Source organism: Dactylosporangium sp. CA-233914 (assembly GCF_050942935.1).
In the GTDB taxonomy this organism is placed as follows: Bacteria; Actinomycetota; Actinomycetes; order Mycobacteriales; family Micromonosporaceae; genus Dactylosporangium.
Genome location: NZ_CP192030.1, coordinates 12,325,427 through 12,338,292, shown reverse-complemented (window position 1 = coordinate 12,338,292; position 12,866 = coordinate 12,325,427). Strand labels below are relative to the sequence as shown.

12 protein-coding genes, 1 tRNA gene and 1 pseudogene are annotated in these 12,866 nt (G+C 73.0%); 7 read left to right on the top strand and 7 right to left on the bottom strand.

Annotation, left to right across the window (positions count from 1 at the left end; translation table 11 throughout):
* Positions 1 to 302: 302 nt before the first annotated feature.
* Positions 303 to 400 (top strand) — tRNA-Gly (locus tag ACQPY0_RS55135).
* A 232-nt stretch (positions 401 to 632) separates the two neighbouring features.
* On the opposite strand, the gene ACQPY0_RS55130 is transcribed toward ACQPY0_RS55135, so the two are convergent.
* The 3 genes and pseudogenes from ACQPY0_RS55130 to ACQPY0_RS55120 all read right to left on the bottom strand — a co-directional run.
* The gene (locus tag ACQPY0_RS55130) at positions 633 to 3,341 is read right to left on the bottom strand and encodes a lamin tail domain-containing protein (protein WP_432980676.1); all 2,709 of its coding nucleotides are present in this window, start codon (positions 3,339 to 3,341) and stop codon (positions 633 to 635) included.
* Between the two features lie 408 nt (positions 3,342 to 3,749).
* Positions 3,750 to 4,421: a MarR family transcriptional regulator gene (locus ACQPY0_RS55125; protein WP_432995827.1), complete on the bottom strand. Its 672-nt coding sequence runs from the start codon at positions 4,419 to 4,421 to the stop codon at positions 3,750 to 3,752.
* A gap of 372 nt (positions 4,422 to 4,793) precedes the next feature.
* Positions 4,794 to 4,871: pseudogene (locus tag ACQPY0_RS55120) on the bottom strand (MarR family transcriptional regulator); the annotation flags it as partial.
* 121 nt (positions 4,872 to 4,992) lie between these two features.
* Between ACQPY0_RS55120 and ACQPY0_RS55115 the strand changes: the two are divergent.
* Positions 4,993 to 5,853, top strand: coding sequence for an ABC transporter ATP-binding protein (locus tag ACQPY0_RS55115; protein ID WP_432980673.1), 861 nt, complete (start codon positions 4,993 to 4,995; stop codon positions 5,851 to 5,853).
* Positions 5,850 to 6,692, top strand: coding sequence for an ABC transporter permease (locus ACQPY0_RS55110; RefSeq protein WP_432980670.1), 843 nt, complete (start codon positions 5,850 to 5,852; stop codon positions 6,690 to 6,692). Before ACQPY0_RS55115 ends, ACQPY0_RS55110 begins: the two co-directional genes overlap by 4 nt.
* 8 nt (positions 6,693 to 6,700) lie before the next feature.
* Here ACQPY0_RS55110 and ACQPY0_RS55105 read toward each other — a convergent pair whose 3' ends face one another.
* Both ACQPY0_RS55105 and ACQPY0_RS55100 read right to left on the bottom strand, forming a co-directional pair.
* Positions 6,701 to 6,961: a hypothetical protein gene (locus tag ACQPY0_RS55105; protein ID WP_432980667.1), complete on the bottom strand. Its 261-nt coding sequence runs from the start codon at positions 6,959 to 6,961 to the stop codon at positions 6,701 to 6,703.
* Positions 6,962 to 7,049: 88 nt separating this feature from the next.
* On the bottom strand, positions 7,050 to 8,243 hold the full coding sequence (locus tag ACQPY0_RS55100) for an APC family permease (protein WP_432995825.1): 1,194 nt from the start codon (positions 8,241 to 8,243) through the stop codon (positions 7,050 to 7,052).
* A 123-nt stretch (positions 8,244 to 8,366) separates the two neighbouring features.
* Between ACQPY0_RS55100 and ACQPY0_RS55095 the strand changes: the two genes are divergently transcribed.
* Positions 8,367 to 9,149 carry a class I SAM-dependent methyltransferase gene (locus tag ACQPY0_RS55095; RefSeq protein ID WP_432980664.1) on the top strand — a complete coding sequence of 261 codons (783 nt, stop codon included), beginning with the start codon at positions 8,367 to 8,369 and terminating at the stop codon, positions 9,147 to 9,149.
* A gap of 95 nt (positions 9,150 to 9,244) precedes the next feature.
* Entirely contained in the window at positions 9,245 to 10,015 is a 771-nt protein-coding gene (locus ACQPY0_RS55090) for a lysostaphin resistance A-like protein (protein WP_432980661.1), read from the top strand.
* A gap of 23 nt (positions 10,016 to 10,038) precedes the next feature.
* On the opposite strand, the gene ACQPY0_RS55085 is transcribed toward ACQPY0_RS55090, so the two are convergent.
* Positions 10,039 to 10,695: an RluA family pseudouridine synthase gene (locus tag ACQPY0_RS55085; protein WP_432980658.1), complete on the bottom strand. Its 657-nt coding sequence runs from the start codon at positions 10,693 to 10,695 to the stop codon at positions 10,039 to 10,041.
* A gap of 60 nt (positions 10,696 to 10,755) precedes the next feature.
* Between ACQPY0_RS55085 and ACQPY0_RS55080 the strand changes: the two genes are divergently transcribed.
* Both ACQPY0_RS55080 and ACQPY0_RS55075 read left to right on the top strand, forming a co-directional pair.
* Positions 10,756 to 11,715, top strand: coding sequence for a sigma-70 family RNA polymerase sigma factor (locus ACQPY0_RS55080; RefSeq protein ID WP_432980655.1), 960 nt, complete (start codon positions 10,756 to 10,758; stop codon positions 11,713 to 11,715).
* Between the two features lie 102 nt (positions 11,716 to 11,817).
* A complete protein-coding gene (locus ACQPY0_RS55075; protein ID WP_432980652.1) occupies positions 11,818 to 12,420 on the top strand; it encodes a DedA family protein in 603 nt (200 codons plus the stop codon).
* Positions 12,421 to 12,453: 33 nt separating this feature from the next.
* On the opposite strand, the gene ACQPY0_RS55070 is transcribed toward ACQPY0_RS55075, so the two are convergent.
* Complete coding sequence (locus ACQPY0_RS55070) at positions 12,454 to 12,864, bottom strand: SPW repeat domain-containing protein (protein WP_432980649.1); 411 nt, start codon at positions 12,862 to 12,864, stop codon at positions 12,454 to 12,456.
* Between the last annotated feature and the right edge of the window lie 2 nt (positions 12,865 to 12,866).

The window sequence follows — 12,866 nt, the reverse complement described above, 5'->3', positions numbered from 1 at the left end:
CCTTCTCCGCCCGTTCTGGCCCTCTTTCGGCTTGAGCCCACTCAGAACGTACGCGGCTGAAACCACGCGCCCACAGAAGGGCGAGCCAACCTGCGCCCATAAACAGCCAGGATCCCACGCCCCAACCGAGTAGCAGCCCAAGGACGGCTACGAGGTAGAGGACCCAGCCCACGACGGTCGACAGCCTCCGGAGCCCCGCACGCGTCATGACCCGATGTTAGGTCAGTTGATCAGCAAGCCGCGACCAGCGCCGGACGAACGCCCGAATGGCGAATATGCGGCCAACCACCACCGGAGAACGGGTAGCTAGGCGGTGTTTGCACTGGTGAACGGCCATCCACCGGTGGCAGCATGCGCCGCTCTCCCAAAGCGGGTGTCGCGCGTTCGATTCGCGCCGGGGCTACCGCAACGGCGACCCCTGCTTCGCGGCGGGGGCCGCTTGCCGTTGGAGCGGTGGATCCTTCGCGCTCGCTCCCCGGTGGGGCCTTCGCCACCCACACCCCATCTCGCCGGCTCGTTCTTGGGCGTGGCGTGAGGGGTCTTCGGGTGTTGCCGGCTCGTCTTGCACGTGAACGGGAGCGGCCCCCGCCAGCCGGCGGGGGCCGCTCGTCTTCCTTTATGTCGGGGCGCGCTCAGCCGGTGAAGGACTCGCAGCGCGCGCCGGAGTTGGTGTTGTTGCCGCGGCCCGGGTGGGCGACGTCGGTGCCGGCGCCGCAGTCTATGGCGTCGTTGCCGCTGCCGGTGGTGATCGTGTCGTCGCCGGACCCGGTTGTGACCGTGTTGTTGCCGTTGCCGGCGTCGATCGCGTCCGCGCCCGCGCCGGTGGTGATCGTGTCGTTGCCCGACTCGGTCCGGACCGTGTTGTCGCCGTCGCCGGCTTGGATGACGTTGTTGCCGCCGCCGGCGTCGATGCGGTCGTTACCGGCGTCCGTGGTGATCGTGTCGTTGCCGGACTCGGCGTTGATCACGTTGTTGCCGCGGCCCGCGGTGACGACGTTGTTGCCGCCGCCGGCGTCGATCCAGTCGTCGCCGTCGCCGGTGGTGATCGTGTCGTTGCCCGGGCCGGTGGTGATGCAGTCGGTGCCGCCGGCGCCGTCGACCGCGTCGTTGCCGCCGCGGCCCAGGATCAGGTCGTTGCCGGCGGTGCCGGTCAGCCGCTCGTTGCCGGTGCCGCCGACGATCACGTTCTGCACCGCGATCCCGGCGCACGCGCCGGCCGGCTGGCTCGCCGCCCGGATCGCGACCGGCCCGGTCGAGCGGATGCCGGTGAGCGCGTCGGTGTAGGAGACCGAGCCGCCCGCCGACACGGTGATCAGGATCGGCGTCGACTTCACGGTGGCGGTGACGACCGCCGGAGCACCGCTCGCGACGCCGACGGTGCCGGGGGCGCTCAGGGAGTACACACCCTCACCGAGCGAGATGGTCGCGGCGCTGCCGTCCAGGCGGACCTGGACCGGCGCGGACCCCGCCCCGACCGTGACCTTGAGGCCGGGCTCGACGGTGACCGTCCGGCCGCCGCGGTCCAGGATGCGGCCGCCGGTGAAGTCGTCGCCGGGGGTCGCCGGGTGCGGGTCGACCGCGTCGTGGATGCCGTCATCGTCGGCGTCCGGGTCGAGCACGGTGCAGCCGATCGTGCCGGCCCGCAGCGCGTGGCCCTCGTCGTTGCTGTCGTCGGCCCACCAGACGCGCTTCTGCCCGTCGGCGCACTCGGACTGCGGCGCGATCGCGCGGCCCTCGTTGTTGTAGTTCGGCAGGCCGGCCGGGCGCTCGTAGACGTTCGTGACCGCGAACTTCCCGTCCGCGCCGATGTCCAGGGTCGCGCTGCGGCCGTTGCAGGTGTCGTCGCAGACCGCCCAGAGCGGGCCGGTCTCCGGCTCGTACTGCAGGTCCATCACGTTGACGAACCCGCTGGCGATGGTGGCGACCCGGGTGTAGGCGCCGGTGTCCGACAGCGCGTACGCGTAGATCGAGCCGTTCGCCTCGAGCCCGACCAGGAACAGCCCGTCGCCGTGGCCCGGGTAGGCCGCCGGATTGTAGGCGGCGCCGGTGTGCTCGTCGCGGAAGCCGTGCGCGGTGAGGTACGAGTCCGGGACGAACGCGATGCCCTCCAGCCCGCTGTTCGCGCCGACGGCCGGCAGGTCCGCGGTCAGGTTCCACTCGCGGGTCGCGTTCAGGGCGCTCGCCCCCGGGACCGGGTCGAAGCGCTCGACGGCGGGCCGGCTCACGCCACTCTTGGCGTTGTCGCGCTCGGTGGAGACGTAGACGGCGCCGCCCGCGAGCGTGACGCCCTCGGCGTCGAGGTCGCCGGTGCCGTCCGGGTAGTGCAGCGCGAACGTGTCGGCCGCGCTCCAGTTCGAGCCGTTGCGGCCCAGGCGGTACAGCGTCCCGGGCCCGTTCTTGACCGCCCACAGCGTGTCGCCACCCGCGTAGGCCAGGCCGCTCAGGTTGCCGCCGAAGACGCCCGCCGCGTCCACCGTCGACACCGCGGCGCCGCCCGGCCACGGCGCGGCCGGGGCCGCACCCGGGCACGCGTTCGCCGCACCCTTGGTGCCGGTCGTCGTGGTCGTGAAGTCGCCGGTGCCGTCGGGGCAGCGGCCGTACGTCGTGGCCGCGTGCGCCGTCCAGGTGTAGGAGTCGACCAAGGCGCCCGAGGCGGTGAACAGCCGGGCCGAGTCGGCGCTGCCCAGCCCGAAGACCGGGTCGACGTCCAGCGCGAGGAACCCGCCGCCGGCGATCGTCGTGCCGGTCGCGATGGTGAAGACGTGGGTGTCGTCGTTGTCCTTGACGATCCAGCCGGACAGGTTCACTGGGGAGGTGCCGGTGTTGACGAGTTCGACCCAGTCGCCGGGGGTGCCGCCGTTGGATTCGACCTCGTTGATGCGGACGGGGCTGCTGCAGTCGTTGGCCGCTGCGCGGGTGGACGACGTCGTGGTCGTGAACGCTCCCGTGCCGTCGGGGCAGCGGCCGTACGTCGTGGCCGCGTGCGCCGTCCAGGTGTAGGAGTCGACCAGCGTGCCGTCGGGCTGGAACAGGCGCGCGGAGTCGGCGCTGCCCAGGCCGAACACCGGGTCCACGTCCACGACCGTGAAGCCGCCGGCGGGAATCGTGACGCCGCTGGCGATGGTGAAGACGTGGGTGTCGTCGTTGTCCTTGACGATCCAGCCGGACAGGTTCACTGGGGAGGTGCCGGTGTTGACGAGTTCGACCCAGTCGCCGGGGGTGCCGCCGTTGGATTCGACCTCGTTGATGTGCACGGCGGGCGGGTCAGCGGCGTGGGCGGCGACCGCCGGGACCATCGCCAGCAGCGGCGCGGTCGCGAGCAGCAGGATTCTCGTACGCACTCGCGCAGCGTCGGCTACGGCGACGAACCGCGCGTAAACATCCAGCGAACAGCGTAACGGCCAGACCGTTCGGTGGAGGGTCCGGCGCCGAATGTGCCTACATTCGCTTGCCCGATGTCCACGCCGCCGCACGTCAACGTCCTCGGCGACCTGACCGTGACCCGCGCCGGCGTCCCCGCTCGACCTCGGCGGGCGGCGCCAGCGGGCGGTGCTGGTGCTCGCCCGCTGGCCAGATCGTCTCCGCGGACCGGCTCGTGGCCGCGGTCCGGGGCGACCGGCCCCGGCCGGCAGCCGTCGCGGCGCTGCGTCTCGCATCTGCGCCGCCGGCTGGAGCCCGGCTGACGGTCACCGCGAGATCGCCGAGGCGCTCTACCTGACGCCCCGCACGGCGCTCGACGCGATGCGCGCTCAACCTGCCCGGAGTCCGGCCCGCTGCCGTGAGCTGAGGCGGGTCTCGCCGGCGGCGGCGACGTAGGCCGCTTCGCCGTGCCGGTGAATCGCCACCGGGTCCACGAAGTCCGACCTTCGCAGCCCCAGCTCCAGGGCGTTCTCCACGCGCTGCGCGCTCCAGCCGAGCGCCTCCGCGAGCCGCCCGGCGGTGCACGGTGCCGCCGCGTGGACGAGCGCCGCGACGATCGTGAGCACGTCGTTGACCACGGCGAGGTCCTGCCCGCCGGACATCTCCTCGCTGAGGGCGGCGAAGAACCGGCCCATGCGCTCCAGCCGCTCGCCGGCCTGCGTGCCCCGCCCGTACACCTCGGCGCCCTCCCGTGCGGAATCGCTCCACATCGCGTGCAGCCGCGCGTTGGTCAGCCAGGTCCGCAGCCAGACGTCGTCGTCGATGACGTACCGCTCCCGCCGCTGCGCCTCCCGCTCCCGGCGCACGATGTCGAGCTTCTCCAGGTAGGCGATCGCCTTGGAGACCGAGGCGGGGCTCACCCGGAGGCGCTGGACGAGGCCCGCCGCAGTGAGGGCGCCCTCGTCGGTGGTGACGAGCGCGGCCAGCACCCGGGCGGCCATGCGCGGCAGCCCGGTCTCCACCATGAGCGCCACGAACCGCTCGTAGAACGCCGCCGCCACCCGCGGATCGCGCCCGCCCCCGCCATCCCCCACCCCTACGCCAGGCCCGGCCCCATTCTCCGCCGCCCCGCCCGGCCCTGTCCCGCCCGGTCCTGCCTCGCGTGGTCCTGCCTCGCCCGGTTCTGCGCCGCCCGGTCCTGTCCAGCCTGGCCCTGCCCCGCCCGGACTCGCCCCGCCCAGACCCGAAATTTCAGGTGAAAGCCCGAAATATCCGACCAGGGGGCTGGATTCATCGGGGGCTGGGCGCCGCGCCGAGCGCCGCCGTAGCAGCGTCGCCTGCTGGGCGTCCGCGGCCCGATAACCACCCATCTGAAGGTTTCGAGCCACCTCGCGGGAGATCGTCGAAGTCGGACGACCCAGGCGGCGGGCGATCTCCGCGTAGTCGAGGCCCTCCGCGATGCCGGCCGCGATCCGCTCGCGGTCCTCGCGCGTCAACCTCGCCCCCGGCATGCCGCCATGATTGCATTCGCGCCCACCTTATTGCAACGCATTGCAATACCTGTCAGCGCCATTGCAACACTTGACCAGGGGTTATTGCTGCACGGTTCTCAGCGTTTCTATGTTTGCGAATATGGAAACCACGGTGATCGAGATCGACGGGCTGCGGATGCGGTACGGGGATCGCGACGTGCTGCACGGGGTCGGGTTCGTCGCGCGGCGCGGGGAGATTCTGGCGCTGCTCGGGCCCAACGGGGCCGGTAAGAGCACCAGCATCGAGATTCTCGAGGGCTTCCGGCGGCGGTCGGGCGGGGACGTCGCGGTGCTCGGGGTCGATCCCGGGCGCGGGGGCGAGGACTGGCGCGGGCGGATCGGGATCGTGCTGCAGTCGTGGCGGGACCACGGCAAGTGGGCGGTGCGGGAGTTGCTCGCCCATCTGGCGCGGTACTACCCCGGCGCCTGGGACACCGATGCCCTCATCGCCGCCGTCGGGCTCGGCGGGGTCGCGCGACAGCGGATCCGGACGCTCTCCGGCGGGCAGCGGCGCCGGCTCGACCTGGCGATCGGGATCGTCGGGCGGCCCGAGGTCCTGTTTCTCGACGAGCCGACCACCGGGCTCGACCCGCAGGCGCGCCGCGAGTTCCACCGGCTGATCGAGGGACTCGCCGCCGAGCATGGCACCACCGTGCTGCTCACCACACACGACCTGGACGAGGCCGAGCGGCTGGCCGGCCGGATCGTCATCCTCGACGGCGGCCGGGTCGTCGCCGACGGCCGCCCCGACGAGCTGGCCCGCGGGATCGCGGGGGCCGACGAGGTGCGCTGGACGCTGGACGGGCGGCGGCACACCGAGGCGACGGCCGACTCGACCGGGTTCGCGTTCGAGCTGTTCCGGCGGCACGGGGCGGCCGTGCGTGAGCTCGAGATCCGCCGGGCGTCGCTGGAGGACACGTACCTCGCGCTGGTCCGGGCGGCGGAAGGGGCGGACCGGTGAACCGGGCGGTGCTGCGCGCCGGATGGGAGCGCGGGCTGATCGAGCTGCGGCAGTCGCTGACCAACGCGGCCGACCTGTTCAACCACGGGTTCTGGCCGCTGTTGATGATCATCACGCTGTACTGCATCCGGGACCGCGCCTTCGGTGGGGCGCGACTGCCCCTCGGCGCCCTCGTCCTGCCCTCCATTCTCGGCATGAACGCCGCCATGGCCATGGTGACGATGAGCCAGACGCTCACCGCCGACCGTGAGGACGGCACCCTGCTGCGGGCGCGGGCGACGCCGCACGGCGTGCGCGCGTACCTGATCGGCAGGGTCGTCAGCGTCTCCGGCGGCCTGCTCGTCGACCTGGCGATCTTCGCGATCCCCGCCCTGCTGCTCATTCCCGGCCTGGCCACCGGCCACGTCGGTGCGTGGGCGACCGTGCTGTGGGTGCTGGCGCTCGGCCTGCTCGCCACCCTGCCGCTCGGCGCGGTGCTCGGCTCGGTCTTCACCAGCGTCCGCAGCCAGGGCCTGCTGACGCTGCCGGTGCTCGGGATCATCGCGATCTCCGGCATCTTCTACCCGATCACGGCGCTGCCGGGCTGGGTGCAGGGGGTGGCGCAGGCGTTTCCGGTGTACTGGATGGGGCTCGGCATGCGCTCCGCCCTGCTCCCGCCCGGCGCGGTGGCGGTGGAGATCGGCGACTCGTGGCGGCACCTGGAGACGGTCGCGGTGCTGGGCGCCTGGGCCGTCGCCGGGCTGCTGGTCGCGCCGTCGCTGCTGCGCCGCATGGCCCGCCGCGAGTCGGGCTCGACGGTCGCGGCCCGCCGGGAACGCGCCCTACGCCGGGCCGGTTAGCTCCCGCATCACTGAGTGACCGCATAACCGAGTGACCGAGTGACCGCGAGGAGGCGGTCGGCGGCCGGGTGCAGGGTCGGGAACGCGGGATCCAGGACCCGGCCGCGGTCGAGGGCGGTCAGCTGGGCCGCGGGCGGCTCGTCGACGAGCGCCACGATCGGGGCCGCCGCCTCCGCGACCGGGCGCGTCGCTACCCGGGCCGGCGCCCGCAGCGCCAGCCGCGCGAGCGGGTTGAGGGTGCTGCGCGTGAAGCCGGGGTGGTACAACACGTAGCGGGCCAGCCCTGCACGCTGCTGGTGCTGTCCCGGCTCAGCGGATGCTGACCCGGACCCTGCGCACCTGTGCCGGACAAGGGCGTCACGCTGATGGAGTCGCTGCCGGGCCTCGTCGACCGGGCCGTGTGCCGCGGCGGGCCAGCCACAGCAGTGCGCCGACAGCGAAGAGGGCGAGCCCGCTCAGTACTGACGAAAGGGGCAGCGTCGCGGCCAGCAGCAGGCAGCCGGCCAGCCCGGCCACCGGCACGATCCGCGGCGGCGGACCCTCGTCGCGGCGCAGTGTGAGCGCCGACGCGTTGGCGATCGCGTAGTAGACGAGTACCCCGAACGACGAGAACCCGATCGCGCCGCGCAGGTCCAGGAACGCGACCAGCAGCATCACGACGATGCCGACGGCCGCCTCGGCCCGGTGCGGGATGTGCCGCTGCGGGTGCACCGCGGCCAGGAACCCGGGCAGGTGGCGGTCCCGCGCCATGGCCAGGGTCGTGCGCGAGACCCCGAGCACCAGGGCGAGCAGCGACCCCAGCGCCGCGATCGCCGCCCCGGCGCGCACCACCGGCGCGAGGAAGCCCGCTCCGGCCGCCGCGACCGTGTCGGCCAGCGGGGCCGTGGAGGCGGCGAGGCCGGCCGGGCCGAGCGCGGACAGGGCGGCGACGGCGACCGCGACGTACACCAGCAGCGTGATGGCCAGGGCGATCGGCACGGCCCGGGGGATCGTGCGCGCCGGGTCGGCGACCTCCTCGCTGAGGGTGGCGATGCGCGCGTAGCCGGCAAAGGCGAAGAACAGCAGGCCGGCGGCCTCCAGCACGTTCCCGCCCCCGGCGCCGCCGGTGACGCTTCGATGGGGGCCGGACAGGCCGGCCACGACGACCGCGGCCAGTACGAGCAGCACGAGCACGACGATGATCCAGGTCGCCAGCGCCGACTTGTGCACCCCGAACAGGTTCAGCGCCGTCACCGCGGCCACGGCCAGGATCGCGACCAGCCGGGCGTGGCCGGGGAAGGCGTAGGCGCCGACGGTGAGCGCCATGGCCGCGCACGAGGCGATCTTGCCCACGACGAAGCCCCAGCCGGCGAGGTAGCCCCAGAAGTCCCCGAGGCGGCGGCGCCCGTAGACGTACGTGCCGCCGGACTCGGGGTAGAGGGCCGCGAGCCGGGCCGAGGAGGTCGCGTTGCAGTAGGCGACGACGGCCGCGATGGCGAGGGCGACGAGCAGCAGCCCGCCCGCGGCCCGCGCGGCGGGGGCGAACGCCCCGAAGACGCCCGCGCCGATCATCGCCCCGAGGCCGACGACCACCGCGTCGCCCGTTCCCAGCCGCCGTGCCAACCTTGGTTCCGTCACGCCTGAAGTCCACCACGCATCTGGAAACGCTGGGCAAACGTAACTACCCTGTCGACTATGGGTCCTTACATTTTCGACGCGTTGGCGTGGCAGGAGAGTTGGGATCGGCAGCAGGAGGCGTTCCTGCCGGACCGCGAGCACCGCTTCGCGGCCCTGCTCGACGTGGTCGCGGCAGTGACCACGCCCGATGCGACACCCAAGATCCTGGATCTGGCGGGCGGAACCGGCTCGATCTCCCTGCGCGCCCTGGCCCGATTCGCCGGCGCCGAGCTCACGGTGGTGGATCTGGACCCGTCCCTGCTGGCGATCGCCGCGGCCTCCCTGGGCGAGCGCGCCACGATCGTGACGGCGGACCTGCGCGACCCGGCCTGGACCGGGCGGCTGCCCCACCGCGCGTACGACGCCGTGCTCACCGCCACCGCCCTGCACTGGCTGGCGCCGGAGCGCCTGACCGCCCTGTACGCCGAGATCCCGGGCATCCTGCGCCCGGGCGGCGTCTTCGTCAACGCCGACCACATGCCCGACGAGAACCTGCCGGACCTGACCCGCCGCCTGGTCGCGCGGGCCGACCGCCACCGGGAGTCCCGCTACGCGACGGGGGCGCTGCCGTCCTGGCGCGACTGGTGGAGCAGGGCGGCCCAGGACCCGGCGCTGGCCCCGCTCGTCGAGGAGCGCAACCGCATCTACAGCGAGCCCCACTCCGGCGAGTGGCTGCCGGCGGTGACCTGGCACCTGGCGGCGCTGCGCGAGGCGGGCTTCGCCGAGTCGGGCGTGGTGTGGCGCGGCGGCCCGGACGCCGCGGTCGCCGGCGTGACGGCGGCCCCGGTCCCCGCACAGTAGCGCAGGCATGAGGTCGCGGGGTGGGGCCTGCCCCACCCCGAAGACTCCGTTCAGCAGGCTGGGGCACGGGCGGCGGTTTCCATAGCGTCGTGTCTATGACGACGGGCACCCTGATCCGGGCCCGCGGCGCCACGCGGCCGGCGAACCGGCCGGCCTGGCCCACGGTACTCGCCATGCATCTGCTCCCGGCGGCCGCGACGTTCGCCGCCGCGCTCGCCCTCGGCCCGCTCATGCGGGCGTGGCACCTGCCGCCACAGTTCGCGCTGACCCTGGCCTTCGCCTTCGTCCTCACCCCGATCGAGCTCGGCCTGCTGCTGGCCGCGGTGAGGGCGGCCCGGAACCTGCGTGCGGCCGGCTGGTCGCCGCGGCGCCTGCCGGAGATCCTGGCGTTCCGGCGAAGGCTGCCCCTGCGCCTGTACCTGCTGATCCTGCCCTGCCTCACCGCGATGGCCGTGGGCCTGGCCATGCTGCTGGCGCCCCTGGAGCGGCGGGTCCTCGACGGCTACCCGGCCGGCTGGGCGCTGCCCCCGGACTCGGACGCGTACCCGGTCGCCACCCTCGTCGCCACGCTGCTCGTCACGCTGCTCGTCGACGGGCTGGTGAACCCGGCGGTGGAGGAGCTGTACTTCCGCGCGTACCTCCTGCCGCGCCTGCCCGTCCGCGGTGCCCTCGCGGTCGTCACCTCCGCCGGGCTGTTCGCCGCGCAGCACTACTGGCAGCCGGAGAAGTTCGCCTTCATCTTCCTCGCCCAGCTGCTGCTCATCGTCGTCATGCTCCGCGTGCGCAGCGTGCGGATCAGCATCGCCGCCCACTGCCTGACCAACAGCCTGGCCATCCTGTTCGCCCTGGCCACGGTCCTGACCTGACCTGATCTGATCTGACCTGAGCGCTACACGGCGAAATCCGCGGGCATCGGGGCCTCGACCGTGACGCGTTCGCCGCGGTGGTCGAAGGACAGGCGCCACGAGTGCAGGTACGTCCGGCCCGCCGGCGCCTTCTCGAACAGCGGGTCGCCCACGATCGGGTGACCGACCCAGGCCAGGTGCACGCGGATCTGGTGCCGGCGCCCGGTGAGCGGCGCGGCCTCCACCAGGGCGCGGGCCGGCGTCTGGGCGCGGACCGCGAACGTGGTCACCGACGGGTACGTCGGAACCGTGTCGAACACCGCCGACGCCGGCACCGTCCAGGTGTCATCCTTGAAGGCGATGCTCTCCCGAGGCGCCGCGATCCGCACCCGGTTCTTGCGGCCGACGCTCAGCGGCAGGTCGATGCGGCCCGCGGCCGGCAGCCCGCCCGGCGCGGTCACCGCCAGATACGCCTTCTCCACCGTGCGCTTGTTGAACTGCCGGGTGAGCCCGCCGTGCACGGCCAGATTCTTGGCGAACAGGATCACGCCGGACGTCACCTTGTCGATGCGATGCACCGCGAACAGCTGCTCACCGGCGTCCGCGGCCATGCGGACCAGGTCGGACTCGTGCCGCTCGCCCATCACGGAGACGCCGACCGGCTTGTCCAGCACCAGGATCGCGTCATCCTCCAGGATCACGCGCTCACGAAACTCGGCCCACATCGTCCTAACATCGCATGCTGCGACGAGAGGGCTCGCATGGACCTGACCGAACTGCTCGAACCGCACCGCCGCGAGCTGGAGGTGCACTGCTACCGGATGCTCGGCTCCTTCCACGAGGCCGAGGACATGGTGCAGGAGACGTTCCTGAAGGCCTGGCGCGGCTGGGAGACGTTCCAGGGCCGCTCGTCGGTCCGCGCGTGGCTGTACCGCATCGCCACCAACGTGTGCCTGGACGCGCTCAAGAGCGCTCAGCGCCGGGTGCTGCCGATGGACCTGGGTCCCCCGTCGGACCCCGCCGTCAGCCTCCCGCCGGTCACCGGCGTCGCCTGGCTGGAGCCACTGCCGGACCGGGTCCTGGACGCGGACCCGCAGACGCGGGCCGTGTCCCGCGAGACGGTGGAGCTGGCGTTCCTGGCCGCCCTGCAGCACCTGCCCCCGCGCCAGCGGGCGGTGCTCATCGCCCGTGACGTGCTCGGCTGGTCGGCCGCCGAGACCGCCGAGCTGCTCGACGTCACGACGACGGCGGTCAACAGCGCGCTGCAGCGGGCCCGTGCGACCCTGCGCGAGCGCCTGCCCGAGCGCGGCGAGGACTGGCAGCCCGACCGGACCCCGCAGCCCGAGGAGCGCGAGGTGCTGCGCCGATACGTCGAGGCCTTCGAACGCGCCGACGTCCGGGCCATGATGAGCCTGCTGGCCGACGAGGCGCGCGCCGCGATGCCTCCGCTGCCGATGTGGTACCTCGGAAAGCCGGCCATCGCCGGCGCCCTGAGCCGGAGCGTCCCGCGCGACGCCGAGTTCTGGGTGGGCCGGGTCCGGGTGCGGCTGACCCGCGCCAACCGCGACCCGGCGATGGTGTCCTATCACACCCCGCCGGGCGAGACCGAGGAGCGCCCCTTCGCCGTCGGGGTCCTGCGCATCGAGGACGGCCTGATCCGCGAGCTGACCGCTTTCCACGACCCGGCGGTCTTCGCCGACTTCACGTCCCGCGACGGGTGACCTCCGGCCGGGTGGCCTGCTGGGGGGGTGGGGATAGCCCCCCGTTCGATCGGCGGGTTGGCACCGCTGATTCCGCGGCGCCCGGGCGGCAGGGTAGATGGCATGGAGGCGATGGCCGGCTGGGCGTACCTGGTGATCTTTCTGCTGCTGGTGCTGGACTGTCTCGTCCCGGCCGTACCGGCGGAGACCAGCGTGATCGCGGGCGGGGCGCTCGCCGCCAGCGGGGACCTGCACCTGGCCGTCGTGCTCGTCGCGTCGATGACCGCGGTCTTCGTCGGGGACGTGCTCATGCACGAGGTCGCCCGCCGCGGCGGGCGGCGGCTCGTCGAGCGGTTCCTGCGCAACGAGAAGTACTCGAAGGCCGTCGGGTGGGTGGCCCGGCTGCTGGACCGGCGCGGTGCGGCGATCGTCGCCGCTGGGCGGTTCGTACCCCTCGGGCGGACCACGGTGGCGCTGGTCAGCGGATACGCGCAGTTTCCGCGGCGCCGGCTGCTGCCGGCCGTGGCGGCCGGGGCGGTGCTGTGGAGCCTCTACGTGGTCGGGCTCGGATACCTCGGCGGGAGCGTCTTCACCGGCAACCCGCTCGCGGCCGCGGGGCTGGGGATCGCGCTTTCGCTCGTCGTCACCGGGGTGACCACGCTCGCGCAGCGGATGCGTATGCGGGCGCGAAAAAGCCGGGCATTCAGTGCTGTAGCAGGGCAGTGACCTGCAGGGGCTGAGCAAAGCCCGGCCCCGCGGTCAGCCTTCAGCGCTCAGTGCCACGCAGACCATCATCAGCATTCCCACGCAGACGTCGTTCACGGTCGAGGCCGACCAGCCGTACTGCAGCACCAGGGGCGCCAGGAGCAGCCACGTCGCCAGCCCGGCGGTCACCCACCCGAACGCGGTCGAGCGCGCCACCAGCAGCCGGATGGCGGTCACGATCGCGATGGTGACCCCGGTGACCGCGTCGCTCCAGAAGGCGTCGTACCGCCCCGCGCCGATGTACCCGAACGGCACGGCCGCCACCACGAGCCACACCGCGGCGAGAAAGATGACCACCAAGGGCGCACGGCGAGGTGTTTGTTCCCGCTTGTCCGAAAAGTCGGGGCGATCGCCGCCGCGTACGTGAGCGGGCGTCGTGAAGTCCTGGTCCGAGATGAAGCTCATGA

Excerpts from the sequence above, each read along its gene's own strand:
- ACQPY0_RS55115 (WP_432980673.1), top strand. The coding sequence starts at position 4,993 with ATGGAAACCACGGTGATCGAGATCGACGGGCTGCGGATGCGGTACGGG.
- ACQPY0_RS55100 (WP_432995825.1), bottom strand. The coding sequence starts at position 8,243 with ATGATCGGCGCGGGCGTCTTCGGGGCGTTCGCCCCCGCCGCGCGGGCC.
- ACQPY0_RS55095 (WP_432980664.1), top strand. The coding sequence starts at position 8,367 with ATGGGTCCTTACATTTTCGACGCGTTGGCGTGGCAGGAGAGTTGGGAT.
- ACQPY0_RS55090 (WP_432980661.1), top strand. The coding sequence starts at position 9,245 with ATGACGACGGGCACCCTGATCCGGGCCCGCGGCGCCACGCGGCCGGCG.
- ACQPY0_RS55080 (WP_432980655.1), top strand. The coding sequence starts at position 10,756 with ATGGACCTGACCGAACTGCTCGAACCGCACCGCCGCGAGCTGGAGGTG.
- ACQPY0_RS55075 (WP_432980652.1), top strand. The coding sequence starts at position 11,818 with ATGGAGGCGATGGCCGGCTGGGCGTACCTGGTGATCTTTCTGCTGCTG.
- ACQPY0_RS55070 (WP_432980649.1), bottom strand. The coding sequence starts at position 12,864 with ATGAGCTTCATCTCGGACCAGGACTTCACGACGCCCGCTCACGTACGC.